Raw genomic sequence first — 19,118 nt, 5'->3', positions numbered from 1 at the left:
CGACTGCAATCAGTGTATGATAATATGAATAAAATAGCAAGAGAGATTTGAGAGTATATATAAAACCGTTCCTGTTGGGTTTCTGCTCACACCCTGACCGGGCGCTCACAGTAACGGCATCCAGCCCACTTATCCATTCGCAAAAACCGTGCTGACGCAGGCGCGGATTATATTAAGACTTCCACCGGATTTCCTGCATAGACAGGGTGCGTCATAATCTGTGCCTGACCAAGGCGTGGTTCATAATATATCCCTCTTTAAAAAAGCTCCTGCATCATTCCGATCTGTCTGGCAGTCACTGCAATATTTCTTTTTCTCCGAGACCAACCCTTTATTCTTTCGTGCGTTTTGAAACCAATACAGAGAATCTTGACTGATTCTGGCTTCTTCATTCGGCCCCATCGGGCTGTGTGACACCCCCGGGGGTAAAATGGTAGCTTATGGTTAACGATTCCCGGCTGGTCAGGACGTAAATTATAAATTTGAAAAAAGAGGACACCTGTCATTTTTTTGCGCGGCAATATATGCTATGATATGAAAAAGCTAAATCGTAACTGTTTACAACGGCGGGCCACAGACTGTCCACTGCTTACGCAGCCTTCTGTTTTTCTATATTGCTGTCGTTCTGAATAGTTACACAAAATCAAAGGAGGAAAACAAAATGCCAACACCACATATTCAGGCCCAAAAGGGGGAAATCGCAAAATCCGTGATCATGCCCGGAGATCCGCTGAGGGCAAAATTTATAGCGGAGAATTTTCTGGAAAACCCGAAGCTGATCAATGAAGTCAGAAATATACTGGGCTATACAGGAACCTATCAGGGAAGCCCGGTCACTGTTATGGCCAGCGGCATGGGCATGCCGTCCATCGGAATCTATTCCTATGAGCTGTTTACACAATACGATGTGGAGAGCATCATCCGCGTCGGGTCGGCGGGCGCATACAGCGGGGAACTGAACGTATACGACATCGTGCTGGCGGACAGCGTATGGAGCGAATCCAGCTTCGCCAGAACCCAGAACGGATTCATCGGGGATGTGATCCTCCCGGATCCGGAACTGAACCAGAGGATCAAAGACGCGGCGGAGAGCCTGCAGATTCCGCTCACTCCGACAAAGATCCATTCCAGCGATGTATTTTACTGCGAGAGCAGTATGCCGGATTACAAGGAAATCCATGACAAGCATGGCTGCACCTGTGTAGAGATGGAGAGCTTCGCCCTCTTCCACAATGCATCCGTCCTTCATAAAAAAGCTGCCTGCCTGCTGACTATTTCCGACTCTTTCGTTACAAACGAAAAAATTTCCTCGGAGGAACGTCAGAAATCCTTTACCGGGATGATGCGCATTGCGCTGGAGGCATGCCGCTGATCGGCAGAGCATGACCTTTTGACGCTTGTATCAACAAATAAAGTATTTACAGCAAAAAAGGAGGAAACTGACTTGAAATATAACCGTATCTTTGTGATCGTTTTAGATTCCCTAGGAATCGGAGCCATGCCAAATGCGCGCCTCTACGGTGATGAGGGCTGCGATACACTGGGGCACATTGACCCGCATATGCCGGGATTTCAGATCCCGAACCTGGCGAAAATGGGGCTGACCAGGCTGCATCCCCTGACTAATGTAAAGACTCCTGACCATCTGATTGGCCACTGGGCAAGACTGTTTGAGGCCAGTGTGGGAAAAGACACCATGACTGGCCACTGGGAGATGATGGGCCTCTATATTACAAAGCCATTTCAGACATTTACGGAAACCGGCTTTCCGGATGATCTGATCCAGGAGCTGGAAAAACGGACCGGCCGCAAGATCATCGGCAACAAGTCCGCCAGCGGTACAGAGATCCTGGAGGAGCTTGCGGAGCAGGAGATCGCCACCGGAAATATGATCGTCTATACATCCGCGGATTCCGTGCTGCAGATCTGCGGAAACGAAGAAACCTTCGGCCTGGATGAGCTGTACCGCTGCTGCGAAATCGCACGGGAGCTGACTATGCGGGACGAATGGAAGGTGGGCCGGGTGATCGCGCGCCCCTATATCGGAAAGAAAAAGGGAGAGTTCAAGCGGACCGCCAACCGCCACGATTACGCGCTGAAGCCCTATGGCCGCACGATACTCGACGTGATGAAGGAAAACGGCCTGGACGTGATCGGCGTCGGCAAGATCCGGGACATTTTCGATGGGGAAGGTATCACAGAAACACACAAATCCAAGAGCAGCGTTCACGGGATGGAGCAGACCATTGAGCTGCAGGATAAGGACTTCCATGGGCTCTGCTTCACGAATCTGGTGGATTTTGACGCCCTCTGGGGACACCGGAGAGATCCGGTGGGCTACGGCAGAGAGCTGGAAAAATTCGACGTAAACCTGGGGAAATTTTTAAGCCGCATGAAGGATACCGACCTGCTGATGATCACCGCAGACCACGGAACCGACCCCACCTTCAAGGGCACAGACCATACAAAAGAGATCGTTCCGCTGCTGATGTATTCGCCGTCCATGAAGGAAAGCGGAGGACTTGAGGATCAGAAGAGCTTCGCTGTGACAGGGGCGACGATTGCGGAGAACTTCGGACTGCAGATGCCCGAGGGGACGATCGGGGAATCGCTGCTGGGAAAAATAGCGGATTATTAAAGCATACGAGATAAACAAGAAATTGTGCATATAAAAGTTCGGATTTGTTCTCATGGATATGCAGACACGGGAGGGGATAGCGCGGTAAAGCGCTATCCTGTTCCGAACAGTTCCTTATTCAAACCTGCGGAACGCCCTCCGCAGCAAAAAAGAATTCAGCAAAGCAACCCCCGAAAATCCGATGACAAACCACGTAAACCCGACAATCCTGAAATCAATAAATATGGTAAACGCGCCGGCCAGCGACAGGACGACCAGGAGCAGGAGGGTATAGGGAAGCTGCGCGATACTGATGATAAACGCGTTTTTCAGCGAGTTTTTGATGGTATTTTCAAACCGGGCAATATACGGGAAAATGTAAATTGCGGGAAATAATAACAGAATACTCACGGCAATCAGAAGAAAGGAAAAAATCTGCTGAAAGGAGCCTCCCATCATTCCAACGGCACGGTAATCCATCCAGAGGACGATGCCTGCGAGCAGCAGGATCATCCAGGAAATGGTACTGTGCCTGAAATTATTTTTAAAAGCCCGGAAAAAGGACGAGAAAATGTAGCTTTCCTCATTCTTCGCCATTTTCAGAGTCACGGAATACAGGGCGGTTGCAGATGCCCCGATGGTGACAATGGGGATTGAGCAGATCAGAAAGAGGAAATTCAGGATAAACAGGTCGGTTAACCTGGATAAAAACTGCATGATCGGACTGTCGTAATTAAAAAATTTCATTGGTAGGCCTCCTTGAGCTTTATTTATGCCCGCGAAGCAACGAGCCAAGTAGCCATGCTTGCATGGATATTTGGCGACTGCCGCGAGGGTTGCTAAGTGCCAGTGGCACTTGTTCAGCAACGACCGAAACGGAGTGTAGACCAAATACCCCGCAGCTTGCCGCGCTGGAATTTTGATGCCCCGTCAGCTTGCTGCGGGGTATTTGACTGACCACATGTTCTTTAAATAATTGATTCAGTGTGAGTCCTCCTTCCTCAAAAAAGAACTTCTTAAGATTATAGCACGATATTTCACTTTTTACTAATCATTTTGCGGTCCTGATAAAAAAACATAAGAAAAGAGACAAGGATTCAGAAAACAGGTACATTTCAGAAAATCGAAAACAGGCATTCTGTCAGCCCCGGGATATACCACAGGCCGCGCCAGGTATAATCTGACGCGGCCTGAAAGATTTCCAACCGTACACTTGGAATATATTTATCGTTTCACCTTCACCACAATTTTTTTCACCCGGCATTTCTCCCAGGCGATACACCGGGGCTTGTGGGCATCCTCCGGAGGCACGACGGCAAGGTCGCCGGCTTCCAGAAGAATCTGCCCGCTGTCTCCGGGATCATCAAAAAATACCAGATCTTTTTCCTGATCATAGGGGGCCTTTTCTTTCAGGCCCTCCCGTTTCACATATCCAAACATTTCCCTTCCATAGACCACGTACTGGATATCGAAGTACCGGTCATGCGCTTCGAACGCACACTCCTCCCACGGCATCGTGGTATATTCCTGGACATTCGCGAAAACCTCGTTTCCGTCGATCTGCGTAATTCCCACCGGAAGGGCTTCCAAATCTTCCGTCCTTAAAAAATGATATGCCTTTGTAAATTTTTCTGACAGGTAGTTGTATTTGTCAGCAAGTTTCAGATTTGTTGTGAGCATGATTTTTCCTCCGTTTATTCCGCAAAAGTTCATTTCTGTTAGATTCTTGTTATCAGCCGCCGCTCGTTCTGTTACGATTCACAGTTTGCCAGCCTGAATATCCATCTGCGGCGGCCGTGCTTAGAATATCCATCTTTGGCGGCGGCCGTACTTAGAACAGATTCGGAAACAACGCCGTCGGTATTGCCAGAAATACATCGGAGAATACGATCATCAGCGCCAGCACCGCAATAGATGACAGGAAGTAGGGCAGTACTCCTTTGAACGAATCCTCAATACTGATCCCGCTGATAGACCCGGCCAGCAGCAGGCACAGGCCGTAGGGCGGTGTGACCAGTCCAAGGGCCAGTGTCACGACTACGATCAGCCCAAGGATGATGGGGCTGACGCCCAGGGCGGTGGCGGAGGGCAGGATGATCGGCACAAACAGGATCATGGTCGGAACCGCGTCCATAAAGGTTCCCACGAACATGAAGAACAATACCACCACGATCAGGAATACCAGCTTTCCGCCGGGCATTCCGACGAAGATTCCCTGTACCTTTTCATTGAGCTGGTAGTAGCTCATCAGCTCTCCCAGGGCATTGGCGGCGGCCAGGGCGAAGAGGGATAGGGAGGAAAGCTTCATGGTCTCGATCAGGATCGCCGGGATGCGGCTGATCTTGATGGTGTGGTAGAAAAAGATTCCGATGATCAGTGCGTAGACACAGGCAACCGCCGCAGATTCCGTGGGGGTAAACAGCCCGGACACGATACCGCCGATCAGGATGATGGGGGTCAGAAGCGCCGGGAGCGAGGTCCAGATCTGTTTCAGCACTTCTTTGGTGGGTACCTTTTCCCCTTTTGGGAAATTCTTTTTCTTAGAGTACAATACAACCACAAGCATCATGGCCAGGCCCAGCATGATTCCGGGGATCAGTCCGGTCATGAACAGGGCGCCGGTGCCAACGTTGGCAATTCCCGCATAGACCACCATGGTAATGCTGGGCGGGATGATGGAGCCCAGGGTGGAGGACGCGGCGGTGACGCCCACGGCCGTTCCTTTGTCATAGCCCTGTTTTTCCATGGCAGGAATCAGGATTTTTCCGATACCCGCAGTGTCCGCCTGGGAAGATCCGGAGATTCCGGCAAATATCATGGATACCAGGATATTTGCATGGGCCAGGCCGCCCCGCACGTGGCCTACAGAGGACTTGCACACGTCGATCAGACGGTCGGAAATGGAACCTTCGTTCATCAGGTTGGCCGCCAGGATAAACAGCGGCACGGCCAGCAGGGTGAAGCTGTTCAGTCCGTTGAACATTTTTGTAAATACGACACTGTTGGGGATGATCGGAAGGGCCGCGATTCCCGCGAAGGACACGAAGCCGAGGGCATAGGAAATGGGAACACCGATCAACACAAATATTACAAAAAGAACGATCAATAAAATCTGCATACTATTTTCCTCCCTGTTTATTCAGCAAAGCTTTCACATCCTCGACGATCTGTCCGATCAGGTACAGAGCGGAGGTCGCTCCGCAGACCGGAATACACAGCCAGGTCGGACCCCGTTTGAAATCCGGGATGCTTACCCACCGGTAATTCCAGAACTGGATCGTAACCCGGAATCCGTAATAGAACATCAGGATTGACACCACCAGCATGATAAGCGCGATCACGATTCCCAGGATCTTTTTCAGCTTTTCGTTGGTGAGCTTGTCGCTGACCGATGTAAACGCAAAATGCTGTTTTTCATAGACCATGGCCGCGGCCCCCATGAATGCCGCCCAGATAAATGCGTACATGGACACATCTTCGGTCCAGATGGCGGCGATGCCTGCGTACCGGCAGCCCATTTGGATCACAATGCTTCCCAAAAAGATACACAAAAAGATTCCGCCCACTGCAATTTGGATTTTCTGCAGATAACTCAATGCTTTCTTCATTGTTACTCTCCTTCCTTGCGCACCATATCCAGATACCCCTGCATTCCGTATTTTTCTGCAAATTGATCCTGGATCGGGATGGCAATCTCCTGAAATGCTTTGATATCCACGTCCTCAAATTCTGTAATGTCCGCGCCGTCAGCCGCCACCTGGGCCTTGGATTCCTCGTACATATCATAGGTCACCTGACGGTTTTCCTCGGTGGCAACGCGGCAGGCTTCGTCAAACCAGCCCCTTTGCTCCTCGGTCAATGCATCGTAAAACGGTCCTGTGGTCAGGAATAAACGGGTGGTGTAGTCGTGATGCGTTTCGCTGACATATTTTCCGTTGTCCGTCTTGTGGTGCTCCTTTAAACGAAAGCTGGTGTAGTCATTTTCCGCGGAGTCCACGACGCCCTGGCTCAGCGCCTGGTACAGCTCGCCCCATGCCACAGAGGTGGGGATCGCCTGGCAGCTTTTCCAAAATTCCTGCACCACCGGGGTGCTCTGGGTACGGATGGTCATGCCTTTCAAGTCGGAAGGCGCAGTCACCGGTTTCTTTCCATAATAATCGCGGACGGAGCAGGTCCAGTATCCCATGATCTTAAAGCGGTCGTTCATTTTTTCGCTCAGCAGATCGCTCATCCCCTGTCCAAATTCGCCGTCTACGCAGGCTTCCCAGTGGTCGAAGCTGTCAAACAGATACAGCAGGGAAAACATATCGATCTCGTTTACGCCCAGCAGAGTCATGAATCCGGGGGATGCGACGGTCAGGTGGATGGCGCCCAGCTCCAGCTTTTCCACCAGTTCGGATTCATTTTCACCGAGAGTTCCGTGGTGCAGGGTGGCCGTTGCCCGTCCTCCGGAAACCTCCTCCAGCACTTCCTTGAAGCGGATTGCCGCTTTGGTATAGGGATTTTCCAGGGAGGTCTGGTTGTGGGCCAGGATGATGTTCAGCTCCGGCGCGGGCTTGCCGTCCTGGGAACCGCCGGAGGACCCGCATCCGGTCAGGCCGGTCAGCAGCATCAGCGCTGCCAGACAGAAGCAGCAGAATTTTTTCATGATGGTTTACCTTTCCTTTCTATTAATGAACGATGTCCTTTCTATTAATTAGCGATGTTCTTTCTGTTAATGAACGATGTCCTTTCTATAAATGAACAATGTTCTTTCTATATTAACAATATCCTTTGCTTACATGTTCAGAACGGATTCCCAGACTTCCTCGATCACCGGGATTCCGTTTTTCATATTGTCCAGGATGTTCTGCGACTCCATCTCGCCCGGGTATAATACGTCTTTGCCTTCCTGGATGGGCTGGGAGGATTTTATGTCGGCAATGATCTCATTCACGATTCCGTCGGTCAGCTCCGTGCTGTTTGCCTTGGAGGGGTCAATGGCGATCATGACCTGGGAAAGGCCGACCTCATCCCCAAAGGTTCCGATCTTATTCACCGAATTGCCGTTTGTGAGGACGGTTGCGATCAGATCCAGGGCGATGGAAATTCCGCTGCCCTTCCAGTAGCCCATGGGGAGCACCCGCCAGGTCTTCTCAATCTCCGCAGGATCGGTGGTGAGATTGCCGTTTGTATCATAACCTCCGGGCACCGGAAGCTGGATTCCTTTCAGCCTGCAGTCCTCGATCTTTCCATAGGAGAACTGGGAAACGGCGCAGTCGATGACTACATGGCGGCCGTCGCTTCTCGGAACGGCGAAGATCAGGGGGTTGTTGCCGATCTTCCGATCCATGCCTCCCCAGGCCGGCATATTCGGCATGGTGTTGGACCAGCAGATTCCGATGCATCCCTGGTCCGCCGCCTGGAAGCCGTAGCTGCCGCCCCGCATCCAGTGGTTGTTATTTCCCAGGGCAACGATTCCGATGCCGTATTCCTTCGCAAGCCCGCAGGCCCTGTCCATAGCCAGCTTTGCGTTCAGCGGGCCGAACCCTCTGTGGCCGTTCCAGCGTTCCATGGCGCCCAGCTGCAGCTCGCAGGTGGCTGCGATATCCGGATCAATCTCGCCTTTTTCCAGGTAGCTCACCACTCTGGGAAAACGGTTCAGTCCGTGGGAATACACTCCCGCCAGGCTGTTCTGGGCAAAGATTTCCGCCGCCGCTTCGCCACGCTTCTCGCTGAATCCTTTCTTTACCAGTATTCGTTTAAATTCCTTTACCATGGTCTCATAAGGTACACGCTTCATATCTCAAATCCTCCTGTAATAAAATGATTGTTTGCAATCGGTTTCTTTTTTGCTGCTTTAATTGTGCTATTATTACTATGAATCTCGTTTTGCAATCGATTGCTTAACTTGGATTTATAATAGCACATAGGGGAATGGTTTTCAACAAGAATCTAAACGTCGTTTTTTACATTATTTCAGGGCGAAAATTGTGCATATTTAACAAAAGATAAAAGGGTGGATTATTTTTGGGCGATTTTAGATGGGGCGGAAGAAAATAATTTTGCAATCGATTGAAAATGTGAATTGATTGCAGAAAGAAGAAAGTCAGTGATGAGATGTCGTACAAATGTGAGGATAACCGGCAGGTAATCCGGAAAAATTCCCGCCTGTACGGTTGGATCACTTGAAGATGCTCCAACCTGCTCATACATTCGCAAAATCCCTGCTATCGCACGTTTGCGTCTGCTAATGCAGCCGTACAGATGGGAAAATTCTGTTTCGCGCAAAGCGGCCGCCGGCAGTAAAATTGCCGGCGGCCGTTATCATAAGGAGGACTGCGGAGTTTCCTTTGGCGGCTTCAGCTCATGGCATGGGTTCCCGGCTCAGTACGCTGCTTTTTCATGGATCGTATGAAGCAGCATATGTGCCTTATGGGAATTTGGATTTCCAAAGAAGCGTTCATACATGGTCCGGACGTCCGGATTTTCGTGTGAAAAGCGCAGCTCTGCCTGCTGATCCAGATCGTAGAGTTTTTTCCCACGCTCAAAGGCCCGCTCTTCCCCGTCGTGGATGGGCTGGCCGCCGCCGCCCACGCATCCGCCCGGGCAGGCCATCACTTCTACAAAATCATACTGGACTTCCCCTCGCAGGATTCTGTCGAGCAGCGAGCGGGTATTGCCAAGCCCGCTGACCACGGCGGTTCGGACGGTGATGTCGTCGATCTGGAAATCCGCTTCCATCACGCCGTTGTTCTGGTTGAAGCCCTGGCTGCGTACTTTTGAAAATGCGTCTGCCGGGGGATTCTTTCCTTTGAGCAGGAAGTAGGCGCTCCGAAGGGCCGCTTCCATCACGCCGCCGGTGGCTCCGAAGATGACGCCTGCTCCGGTGCCTTCCTGCATGGGACGGTCTCCGGGGATGTCCTCCAAAGTCTTCGGATTGATGTGGGCTGAGCGGATCATTTTCACCAGCTCCCTTGTCGTAATCACCGCGTCCACGTCATGTCCCGCATATTCCTCATAGAACAGTTCCATCTCCCGTTCGGCCTTTTTTGCCACGCAGGGCATTACGGATACGGTGTAAATCCGTTCCGGGGCGACTTTGAGCTGTTCTGCAAAATACGTTTTCATCACCGACCCGAACATCTGCTGGGGGGATTTGGCGGTGGAAAGATATTTTACCAGGCCGGGATACTGGGTTTTGATAAAACGAATCCAGCCGGGGCAGCAGGAGGTGAACATGGGCAGATGCTTCAGCTCCCCGGATGTGAACCGTTTGATAAATTCCGTGCCTTCCTCCATGATCGTCAGGTCTGCGGAAAATGTGGTGTCAAAGGCATAGTCCACGCCCATTTTTTTCAGAGAATCCAGGATTTTTCCGATGGTGGCTTCGCCGCGCGTTAGTCCCAGTTGTTCTCCCCATGCGGCACGCACCGCAGGGGCTACCTGGACCGCCACGATCTTGTCGGGATCGGCAATGGCATCCCACACCGTTTCCGTATCGTCCCGTTCACGCAGCGCGCCCACCGGACAATGGGTAATGCACTGGCCGCAGAGGGCGCAGTCCGCCTCCTCGATGCTGCGCAGCCGAGATACGTTGACTGTGGTTCGGGAGCCGGTGCCCTCCACATCCCAGACGCCCAGCCCCTGTACTTTTTCGCAGATCTGCACGCAGCGCATACATTTGATACATTTGGCGGAGTCGCGGATGAGCGGGAACGACTGGTTCCATTTCTGATGTTCCAATGTCTGCTTATAAGGGATCTGTAAAATGTTCAGGTCGTTGGCCGTTTTCTGCAGGCTGCAGTTTCCGCTTCTTGCGCAGGTCACGCACCGGCAGTCGTGCTGGGAGAGGATCAGCTCCACGGTGGTTTTTCTGTGCTTCCGAACCTTGGGGCTGTTGGTGTAAATGACCATGCCGTCCTCTGCCGGGTTGTTGCAGGAGGTGATCAGCTTTTCCTTCCCCTCCAGCTCCACCACGCACACGCGGCAGGCCGCAATCTCATTGATATCTTTCAAATAGCACAGCTTCGGGATATGGATTCCGTTTTGTGCGGCAGCCTCCATGATGGTGGTATTCTCCTGTACCGAAATCTGTTTTCCGTTAATTGTAAGATTTACCATATTTTTTCTCTGCCTCCTTTGAAGATTCCATATCCAAAATGATCACACCGCAGGCAGCGGGATGCCTCCTGCTTTGCTTCCTGCTCCGTCATGCAGTTTTCCACGCCGTCAAAATCACGAACCCTTTCGCAGGCTTCCCGCTCCGTAAGATTTACGCGGCCGCAGGGGGTACGGTCCCGGAGGTTCGCTTCCGGGATCTCTACGTCGCAGGAAATCTGGTGATGGAAGCCCAGGTATTCGTCGATATTTGCAGCTACCACCTTTGCGGCCGCAATAGCTTTGATCACGGACGCCGGGCCGCTGGCACAGTCCCCGCCTGCAAAGACGCCGGGCATATGCTCAAAGGCTCCCGTACTTCTGGTCACGATCTTGCCCCGTTCTACCGGGATTCCGGCTTCTTCAAAATGCCGGGTTTCAATGTTCTGCCCGATGGCAACGACCAGGATGTCGCAGGGTATGTAAACGTCCGGCTCTCCTGTGGGACGGATGCCTGCCCGCCCGTTCTTGATGGAGCTGACCATCTGGGGCGTCACATAGATTCCCCGGATTTGGTTCTTATCATCAATATCCAGTGATGCGGGCGCTTTCAGGGTCTGCAGCTCGATGCCCTCGGCTACCGCGCCTTCGATCTCGTCGGGAAGCGCCGTCATGTCCGCCGTCCGCCTTCTGTAAACGATGCTGACTTTTTTTGCGCCCAACCGTTTGGCGGTACGCACCGCGTCCATGGAAACATTTCCGCCGCCGATCACGGCCACTTCTTTTCCGGTCAGATCCATGATTTTGCTGCTACCCACATCCCGGAGAAATTGAACCGCGGACAGGACGCCTTCTGCGTCTTCCCCTTCCAGTCCCAGCTTTTTGTCCGTGCTCGCTCCGATGGTGATCAGTACGGCGTCATATTCTTCCCGGAGCTGCTGGATGGTGATATCCCGGCCGATCTTCAGGCCGTGCCTGACTTCCACTCCGGTCTTTAATACGGCCTGGATGTCCTGGTCGAGCCGGTCTTTGGGAAGCCGGTAATTGGGGATTCCGTAGCGGAGCATGCCTCCCAGCTTGGGAAACATTTCGTAGATCACGGCCTGATGCCCCATGAGCTGTAAATAATAAGCCGCGCTCAATCCGCCCGGGCCGCCGCCCAGGATGGCGATCCGTTTTCCGGTGGAAGGCGCCCGCTCCGGCGGATCGACCTCTCCCGCAAAATCTGCCGCAACCCGTTTCAAGCCGCAGATGTTGACGGAATCATCCATCATATTCCTGCGGCACCTGGCTTCGCAGGGATGCTCGCAGATAAAACCGCAGGTTGTGGGGAACGGGTTATCCTTCCGGATCAGCCGGATGGCGTCCCCATACCTTCCCTCGCTCACCAGCGCAATGTACCCGGGAATGTCCACGTGTGCGGGACACAGGGAAACACAGGGGACGGGCTGGCTGTAGGCGCAGGTGCAGCGGCCGTTTTGGATGTGCTCCACATAGTCGTCGCGGTAGCCGATCAATCCCTTGTAAACCATGTTCGCGGCTTCATAACCGATGGCGCAGTCCGCGGATTCCATAATGGAAAGGGCGGTCTGCTCCATGATTTCCAAAGTCTCCATTGCCGCGTTGCCGTCCAGTACATCCCGGATCAGTTGGTTCAGTTGTCCGAGACCGATCCGGCAGGGCGTGCATTTTCCGCAGGTCTGGGCATGGCACAATTCCAGAAACGCCCTGGCCATATCTACCGGACACAGTCCCGGAGGGCTGGATTCGATTCTTCGCTCCAGATCTTTGTAAAGCTCTTCTATGACAAGCCTTGCTCTCTTGGGCGAAGCGATTTCTAGTCTGCTCATTTTACTACTCATCCTTTCTATTGCGATAAATTATTTTTGTAATAATAAATTATCATACAAAAAAATAGTCTGTCAACATTTGTTATTATTAAGACAATATTGATAAATAATTAACTATAAACTGTCTTTTTAGTGAAATGTTTGCCATAATTTGGGAGATTTTGCGAAAGTGTGAAAAAACGATCCGTGAAAAATGAATAAAGATTGATAAAAAATTATTTTGTTGACAAAAATTTTGAAATTTGATATGATCGGTCGCAAGACATCAGGAAACAAAAATTGAATGGAGGTAATTTTATGCAGCATTTACGAAGGATGGAAGACAGAGTGGTTATGCTGACCGGAGGAGGCGGCGGGATCGCCAGAGAGGTGGCCCGCGCATTTGCAGATGAGGGGGCAAGCCTGATCCTGACCGATATTTTCCCGGACGGGATGGAACGGACGAAGCGGGAGCAGGAGGAGGATTATGGGGCAAAGGTGCTTCCCCTTGTGATGACGGATAAACTGGCCCAATGGGGGAAGGAAAACCCGGAAATGTTCAAAAGAAACCTGGATGAGATCCCTCTGGGGAGATATGGAGACGCCCAGAAGGACATCGGAAAGGTGTGCGTATTCCTTTCCAGCTATGACGCAAAATATGTCACCGGGGATACGCTCTTTATCCAGGGCGGCGTGGGGATGAAGCCGTGACGTCTTCTGACCGGCCTTATGTGCTTTCGCGTTCTACAATGTCTGACAGCAGCATGATCTTCCGGGGGTTCTGCCGCCCTTCGATGGCGTCGATCAGGATTCTTGCCGCTTCGGATGCCATTTCCGTCATCTTGTTATCCAGTGAGGTGAAACGGGGGCAGCTTAATTCTCCGTAGATGGTATTGTCGATCCCGATGACCGCCATTTCATCCGGAATCCGGACGCCTGCGTCCCAGAAGGCGCGCATCCCGCCTGCGGCGACCAGGTCTTCAGAATAGATCACGCTCTGGACGTCCGGATGCAGGCTTAATAACTGCCGGGTCAGTTCATATCCGCTTTCCCTGGAGGGCTCTCCGCCCAGGATTACCAGGGAATCTTCGGAACGGCCGCAGCGGAGCATGGCGCGCTTGAAGCCCTTGAGCTTTTCACGGCTGCTGGGGGTGTCCAGTTCTCCGATAAACGCGGCATTTCCTTTTCCTTTTTTGACCAGCAGGTCTACGCAGTGCTCCACACCGTCACATTCGTCTACCAGGACGCAGTATACGTTTGGCAGGTCGAAACGTCCGTTGGCAAACACCACGGGGATATTTGCAAAATGTTCCCGGATGCCGTTTTCCACTGCCTCATTCTGAAAGACGGAGCCTACCATCAGGACACCGTCCACCCGGCGCTGCTCCAGGATGCGGATAGCTTCGAGCATTTCCCCGGCATGGGAACCGGCGTTCAATATAATGCCGCAGTAGCCTTTCCCGCGGAGATATTTTTCCACGGCATAGGTCAGGTCGGTGTGGTGCGCGCTTCGGATATCAGCCAGCAGGATGCCGATCAGCCGGGTGTTCTTGTTGACCAGGCCCCGGGCGTTCTCGTCGGGGGTGTAGTTGTGCTCTTTCAGCAGGGCTTTCACTTTTTCCCGCGTGGCTTCCCGGATTCCCGGCTTGTTGTTGATCACGCGTGATACGGTGCTTGCGGATACGCCGGCAAGCTCGGCGATATCGTAGATTGTCATGATGCTCTCCTGGTTTCTGTTTTGTTAAAGATGAATGAATCAGCAAAAAATTAAGATACGCAGCACCGGCAGCCCTCTGCTCATCCCTTTTTTACCAGACATTTCTTCTGGAAAAATGCAATCCCCAGCCGGCCCGCCTTCTTATATCCATCGCGTTCCCTTTCTTGGATGCCAGGAGCCGGCGCCGGACTTCTTTTCTGCGGATTCTTCTTGAAGTGATTGTAGCGCGAAAACAAAATCAATGCAAGAGGATTTCTGGATACATAGAGGAGCCGCCACAGGGAGGTGGCGAAGCTGATTCGAAATTCTATCAGAACCCTTTCATCATACGCGTGGACATCAGGCAGCTCTCTCCATTGGTAAAATAGATGATCCGTTTTTTTGAGTCTATTTCCTTTATATTATTTTTATTGACCAGAAATGACCGGTGGCAGCGCACAAAATCACCGCCTAATGTGCCTGCCAGTTCTTTTATGGTGCCGGAAAATTCAATCTGCCGGTCTCTCGCGTGAAGAATGACTTTATGGATATTCACGGAAGTTTCAAAAAAGAAAATATCCTCATGATCCACGCTGATCTTTCTTCCGCCCGCTTCCACGGTATAGACTTTATGCGTCTTGTTGGTCTGGAGCGTATATCGTTCCATGGCATTTAACAGACATTCCCGGATCTTTACTTTCGCTTCGGCAGGGCTGTCCTTTAATACAAAGTCCATTGCCTCCACCCGGTACTGAAAGGTCATGTAGCTCAGTTCCGAATGCGCGGTTATGAAAATGATGAAACCGCGGGGGTCAAACAACCGGATCTGCTGAGCCAGCTTCATTCCGTTTATGTCGCTGTTCAGGTCAATATCCAGGAAATAAATGCCTGTGTTCCGGCTGCTCCTGATCTTTTCCAGCAGCGCGTAGGGATCGCCCGTATCTAAAGCGAGCCGCATATCCAGTTCTTCGATCAGGACGGCATTTTGAATGGTCTGCACGATCGTCCGTCTCTGCGCGTCTTCATCATCGCACACAAAAATATCCAGCATAGGATGTCACTCCTTTCATGCCAGACTGCATCGTCAATTGGAGTCAACGCAGTCCGATGGAAATGAAAAATCAGACAGAAAATTTCATCGAAATATAAGGAACAGTCAGTACGCCAGTTCCATATGCTGCATGAAACAGCCCCGCTGTATGGAGGTTTCCAGCAGCACATTGTCATAAGAACTGAGGATCTTCTGCACATTGGACAGTCCGATCCCCTGATGGCCGAGCTTTGTACTGACACCTTTCTGCTTTAACTTGTTCAGCATCAGGCCGTGATCCTGGAAGCAGTTGCTTATGATGATGGACACTCCGGACTGATTCTGAATGATATTTAAGCCCATTTGCGGCTGGTCTGTCTCCAGCGCGGCTTCCACCGCATTGTCCAAAAAGATTCCCAGTATTCTGGCAAGATCTACGGTGTCGATCATAAAACGTTCCACCCGGTCGGGTATATCGATCGTGACATCAATCCCTGACTCATGGGCATAGATTATTTTGGCGGAGAGCAGGCTTTTGATCTCCAGCACGCCGATGTTGCCAAGCTGGTTCAGCTTGTAATCCCCCTGGTCAATCAGATTCTTCGTCGGAAAGATTTTATTTTCAAAATAGTTCTTCAATTCGTCCATATCGCCATGTTCAATATAGCCGGACATTGAGAGCAAAATGTTCACGTAATCATGCTTAAAGGAACGCAGACCGCTGTACATGGCTTCCAGATTGTGCGTATAGTCCTGCAGATCCTCCATGGCTTTCTGCTTTGCCTCCGCCTGCGTCTGCTCCTGCCAGAAACGGCGCATGGCCAGAAGCAAAAAAAGCATGACAAGCAGATACCCTGAAATATGTAAGGCATTATTATAGATCATCCTGCCTACAGAGCCATTTTGCCCTGGGATCAGATCATCAAACAGATAGATGGTGATCAAGAGCAGCAGTGCGGCGTCGATCAGATACCACGTCTGCTGAAAGCGCAGGATCCCCTTGCCGGACAGCAGCAGTTTTTTCAGCAGTCTGCCGCAAAACAGTGTGATCAAATAAAACAGCACAGTGCGGACCAGATTGACACCGAAGGAAATATACCGCATATACTGTGGGTCCGAGAATGCCGGGGGAATCAGCATATGCAGAAGCTCTGACACAACAGCTTCTGTCACAATGGCAAGCACAAATCCGATCATACTCATGCAAACATTCTGGGGCGCGGTATCCCGGCACGTAAGCAGTCCAAACATACAGGCTGCCGCCAGGATTCCGAACAGTCCATATGGGATACAGGACAGGAGCGTAACCGGCATTCCGGCAAGCAACAGCAGCATATAAAGCGCAATCAATGCTTTCAGGCCCATGCGCTGGGGCCACACATTACGAATGGCAAGGGAAAGCAGAAAAAAAGACAGCAGCATTTCGACTAATTCCTCCCGTTCGGATTTTCCATCCTGATTATAATTTGTCGCCAATTTTCGTGAGAAAATTGATGACCTGCTTACGCTTCAGCGCAATGCTTATTATACTGTATTTGATTCTCTGTATCAAGCGCTGTTCAGCGAAAATGATGAATAAGTGCATGCTTTGCCGGGAAAAAAACGCGCTTATTCACGAAGCGGGGCATTTTATGACGACTTTGAGAGAATGCGTGCTTTCTCTGGTATACTGTTCTGTGATAAGGAGCTGTAGAAAAATAATGGATACAGATCCTGAATACATAGTTACTTTGGAAGGAGACGGGAAGTATGAAGAAGAATCTTTTAAAAGCAGTTGTTGTCGTAGTGGGAGTCATGATCGTTGATATAGTCATCAATGTGATCTGCAATATAAATGGGGTTGACTTAAATTCGATATCGAATACTTTCGTGGCAGTTATGTTTGCTATGCTTCTTTATAATGTATGGATCAAGGATAACAAAAGTGAGTAGTGGCCAGGGCTATAGCAGTTGAGAAGAGGAGCGGTCAGCCTGTGACAGGCTCCTCTGAACGATATGATATTTTACAGGTTTTCTTATAACATGCGATTCCGCATTCGATCTGAAGCGGCAGTTCCCTTCTGCGCACAATAAACCCAATAACATTCATGAAATGATTGTACCGCGAAAACAAAATCAGTGCAAAATGAGATTTTGAGCAACCGATATCTATAAGTATTCCATTTGGAATCCTGCTGCGGTATAATGGAATCCATTCATAAGATCAGAACACGAGGAGGAACAGAAACATGATATTTGAACGTAAAATGATCCATTTGAAGGACGGCCGCACATGTGTACTGCGTCCAGCGGAAGCAGAGGATTCGAAGGCAATGATCGAATGCCTTCGGATCGTCTCTTCCGAAACCCCATTTCTCCTCAGAAATGAGGATGAGGTTACAATGACAATTGAAGCAGAAGAACAGTTTTTAAAAGCGAAAAGCGAGGATCCGCATGAAATTATGATGGCGGCAGAAGTGGACGGTGAGCTTTCGGGAAACTGTGCGATCATGTCCGTCGGCAGTCTGCGCCGCGTCTCCCATCGGTGCGGATTTGCGATATCACTGAAAAAAGCCTATTGGGGACTTGGTATCGCATCCGCATTGATGGAGTACGCATTTATTCTGGCGAAGGAAATGGGCTATGAGCAGGTGGAGCTGGAAGTGGTTGACGGAAACGAGCGGGCAAAAAGCCTTTATAAACGATTCGGTTTTCAGGAAACCGGAAAAAACTACCGTTCCCTCAAGTACGATGACGGCAGCTATCGGGATGAATACAGGATGGTAAAAATCCTGCATTGAATGGCTATTGATTTTAGGATACTTCTTATCTTGATGGAAGTATATCCATTGTATATATTTATACTAAGCGCCACAAGAGAACGCGCGGAGGTGATCCCGGAGGAGCTCCGTTTTACTCCGGCAACGGCGTCCCGCCATATGGGAATCCTGCTTTTCAACCATTTTGTGACGGTGGAGAAGAAGGACGGGAAGGTATATTACCGGCTGAACAGTGAGACGATTGCATATAAAATCAGCAGGACGGTTTCTAAATTACCGCTCTGCTGACAGACCTGCCTGCTTTCAGGAATTTGTCGTTGTAGATTTTTTAACCAGTATATTCGGGACAATGGTTTCACAGGGGATATAATTATCAAATCCATCCAAAGCCAACTGAGCCATCAGCCGGATATTCTGCGCCACTGAAGTGATCGGGTAGGTGGCACATTCTGAAATCGGCGTATTGTCATAGCCGATGATCTCCGCCTCATCAGGAACTGCCAGGTGTTTTAAAATGCACTGCTGTTCGAACAGCCGGGCAATGTCGTCATTGGAGCAAAAAACTCCCCATTTTTTTCCTTTATATTTCAGAAGCAAATCTTCCACCATTTCTTTCATAGCCTGCGCGGCAGACGGTAAAAACGGCTCGGAAAGCTCCCGCCGTATGACCCTCTCATAAGTCTGCCCCTCCATCAGGCATTCAAATCCCACGATCCGTTTAAACGACGGCCATATGGTGGTGTAGTCGTTATTGATATGGATAAAAACTTCACAGTGATTTTCCAACAGAAGCTCAGCGGCCAGTTTTCCGCCGGTGAAATTGTCGCTGTTGATCTGCATAAAATTTCCGCCAGAGCGTTCGATCGTGATAACAGGCACAGGCAGGCCGGCAATCTCTTCCGCGTCAAGCAGCGGGCTTAACAGGAATCCTGAACACCAGCTTTTCTCTGATACTGCCACAGGTGGGATTTGCGCTGCCGCTGTCTGTCATGATGTTTGTAAGCTTTTATGATATTCTCTTAACAGAACATCAATAAAAAACATCAAAGGATAAATTTGGACACAAGTATTCGACCTGTCAAAAAGGCAGGCTTTTAAAGCGGTTATT

At 50.6% G+C, this 19,118-nt stretch carries 19 protein-coding genes; 6 read left to right on the top strand and 13 right to left on the bottom strand.

The annotated features are described in order from the left end of the window. Positions 1–661: 661 nt before the first annotated feature. Positions 662–1,372 (top strand): purine-nucleoside phosphorylase, encoded by a 711-nt coding sequence (gene deoD / locus ACTOY7_RS10630; protein ID WP_160284395.1) that lies wholly within the window; start codon positions 662–664, stop codon positions 1,370–1,372. A gap of 126 nt (positions 1,373–1,498) precedes the next feature. Continuing rightward, positions 1,499–2,638 carry a phosphopentomutase gene (locus ACTOY7_RS10625; protein ID WP_482670561.1) on the top strand — a complete coding sequence of 380 codons (1,140 nt, stop codon included), beginning with the start codon at positions 1,499–1,501 and terminating at the stop codon, positions 2,636–2,638. A 114-nt stretch (positions 2,639–2,752) separates the two neighbouring features. Here the strand turns inward: ACTOY7_RS10625 and ACTOY7_RS10620 are convergent, their stop codons facing one another. The 9 genes from ACTOY7_RS10620 to ACTOY7_RS10580 all read right to left on the bottom strand — a co-directional run bounded on the left by ACTOY7_RS10620 (position 2,753) and on the right by ACTOY7_RS10580 (position 12,546). Then, a complete protein-coding gene (locus tag ACTOY7_RS10620) occupies positions 2,753–3,364 on the bottom strand; it encodes a YesL family protein (RefSeq protein WP_160284397.1) in 612 nt (203 codons plus the stop codon). Positions 3,365–3,841: 477 nt separating this feature from the next. Continuing rightward, on the bottom strand, positions 3,842–4,297 hold the full coding sequence (locus ACTOY7_RS10615; protein WP_482670534.1) for a NanQ anomerase/TabA/YiaL family protein: 456 nt from the start codon (positions 4,295–4,297) through the stop codon (positions 3,842–3,844). Between the two features lie 151 nt (positions 4,298–4,448). Next, entirely contained in the window at positions 4,449–5,735 is a 1,287-nt protein-coding gene (locus ACTOY7_RS10610; protein WP_482670533.1) for a TRAP transporter large permease, read from the bottom strand. A gap of 1 nt (position 5,736) precedes the next feature. Continuing rightward, complete coding sequence (locus ACTOY7_RS10605; RefSeq protein ID WP_160284400.1) at positions 5,737–6,225, bottom strand: TRAP transporter small permease; 489 nt, start codon at positions 6,223–6,225, stop codon at positions 5,737–5,739. A gap of 2 nt (positions 6,226–6,227) precedes the next feature. Next, on the bottom strand, positions 6,228–7,265 hold the full coding sequence (locus ACTOY7_RS10600) for a TRAP transporter substrate-binding protein (RefSeq protein ID WP_482670532.1): 1,038 nt from the start codon (positions 7,263–7,265) through the stop codon (positions 6,228–6,230). Positions 7,266–7,394: 129 nt separating this feature from the next. Further along, on the bottom strand, positions 7,395–8,399 hold the full coding sequence (yiaK, locus tag ACTOY7_RS10595; protein ID WP_160284402.1) for a 3-dehydro-L-gulonate 2-dehydrogenase: 1,005 nt from the start codon (positions 8,397–8,399) through the stop codon (positions 7,395–7,397). Positions 8,400–8,620: 221 nt separating this feature from the next. Further along, positions 8,621–8,812 (bottom strand): hypothetical protein, encoded by a 192-nt coding sequence (locus ACTOY7_RS10590; RefSeq protein ID WP_157404232.1) that lies wholly within the window; start codon positions 8,810–8,812, stop codon positions 8,621–8,623. A gap of 171 nt (positions 8,813–8,983) precedes the next feature. Beyond that, positions 8,984–10,720: a [FeFe] hydrogenase, group A gene (locus ACTOY7_RS10585; RefSeq protein WP_482670531.1), complete on the bottom strand. Its 1,737-nt coding sequence runs from the start codon at positions 10,718–10,720 to the stop codon at positions 8,984–8,986. Then, on the bottom strand, positions 10,714–12,546 hold the full coding sequence (locus ACTOY7_RS10580; RefSeq protein WP_482670530.1) for an NAD(P)-binding protein: 1,833 nt from the start codon (positions 12,544–12,546) through the stop codon (positions 10,714–10,716). Before ACTOY7_RS10580 ends, ACTOY7_RS10585 begins: the two co-directional genes overlap by 7 nt. 297 nt (positions 12,547–12,843) lie before the next feature. Here ACTOY7_RS10580 and ACTOY7_RS10575 point away from each other — a divergent pair, with 297 nt between their 5' ends. Beyond that, positions 12,844–13,236 carry an SDR family oxidoreductase gene (locus ACTOY7_RS10575; protein WP_482670529.1) on the top strand — a complete coding sequence of 131 codons (393 nt, stop codon included), beginning with the start codon at positions 12,844–12,846 and terminating at the stop codon, positions 13,234–13,236. Positions 13,237–13,252: 16 nt separating this feature from the next. Here the strand turns inward: ACTOY7_RS10575 and ACTOY7_RS10570 are convergent, their stop codons facing one another. The 3 genes from ACTOY7_RS10570 to ACTOY7_RS10560 form a co-directional block, all read right to left on the bottom strand. Further along, on the bottom strand, positions 13,253–14,242 hold the full coding sequence (locus ACTOY7_RS10570) for a LacI family DNA-binding transcriptional regulator (RefSeq protein ID WP_482670528.1): 990 nt from the start codon (positions 14,240–14,242) through the stop codon (positions 13,253–13,255). Between the two features lie 310 nt (positions 14,243–14,552). Then, entirely contained in the window at positions 14,553–15,272 is a 720-nt protein-coding gene (locus ACTOY7_RS10565) for a LytR/AlgR family response regulator transcription factor (protein ID WP_160284407.1), read from the bottom strand. A gap of 105 nt (positions 15,273–15,377) precedes the next feature. Continuing rightward, positions 15,378–16,673: a sensor histidine kinase gene (locus tag ACTOY7_RS10560; RefSeq protein ID WP_160284408.1), complete on the bottom strand. Its 1,296-nt coding sequence runs from the start codon at positions 16,671–16,673 to the stop codon at positions 15,378–15,380. A 327-nt stretch (positions 16,674–17,000) separates the two neighbouring features. Here ACTOY7_RS10560 and ACTOY7_RS10555 point away from each other — a divergent pair, with 327 nt between their 5' ends. The 3 genes from ACTOY7_RS10555 to ACTOY7_RS10545 all read left to right on the top strand — a co-directional run bounded on the left by ACTOY7_RS10555 (position 17,001) and on the right by ACTOY7_RS10545 (position 18,298). Next, positions 17,001–17,183 carry a hypothetical protein gene (locus tag ACTOY7_RS10555; protein WP_160284409.1) on the top strand — a complete coding sequence of 61 codons (183 nt, stop codon included), beginning with the start codon at positions 17,001–17,003 and terminating at the stop codon, positions 17,181–17,183. Positions 17,184–17,479: 296 nt separating this feature from the next. Then, the gene (locus ACTOY7_RS10550) at positions 17,480–18,031 is read left to right on the top strand and encodes a GNAT family N-acetyltransferase (RefSeq protein WP_482670527.1); all 552 of its coding nucleotides are present in this window, start codon (positions 17,480–17,482) and stop codon (positions 18,029–18,031) included. Positions 18,032–18,061: 30 nt separating this feature from the next. Further along, entirely contained in the window at positions 18,062–18,298 is a 237-nt protein-coding gene (locus ACTOY7_RS10545) for a hypothetical protein (RefSeq protein ID WP_482670526.1), read from the top strand. 15 nt (positions 18,299–18,313) lie between these two features. On the opposite strand, the gene ACTOY7_RS10540 is transcribed toward ACTOY7_RS10545, so the two are convergent. Next, positions 18,314–18,970 carry a substrate-binding domain-containing protein gene (locus tag ACTOY7_RS10540; protein WP_482670525.1) on the bottom strand — a complete coding sequence of 219 codons (657 nt, stop codon included), beginning with the start codon at positions 18,968–18,970 and terminating at the stop codon, positions 18,314–18,316. Positions 18,971–19,118 lie beyond the last annotated feature (148 nt).

The sequence above is a fragment of the Schaedlerella sp. genome, assembly GCF_056796775.1.
Note: the sequence above shows the minus strand (reverse complement) of the source record. Positions and strands in the feature narration are given on the sequence as shown.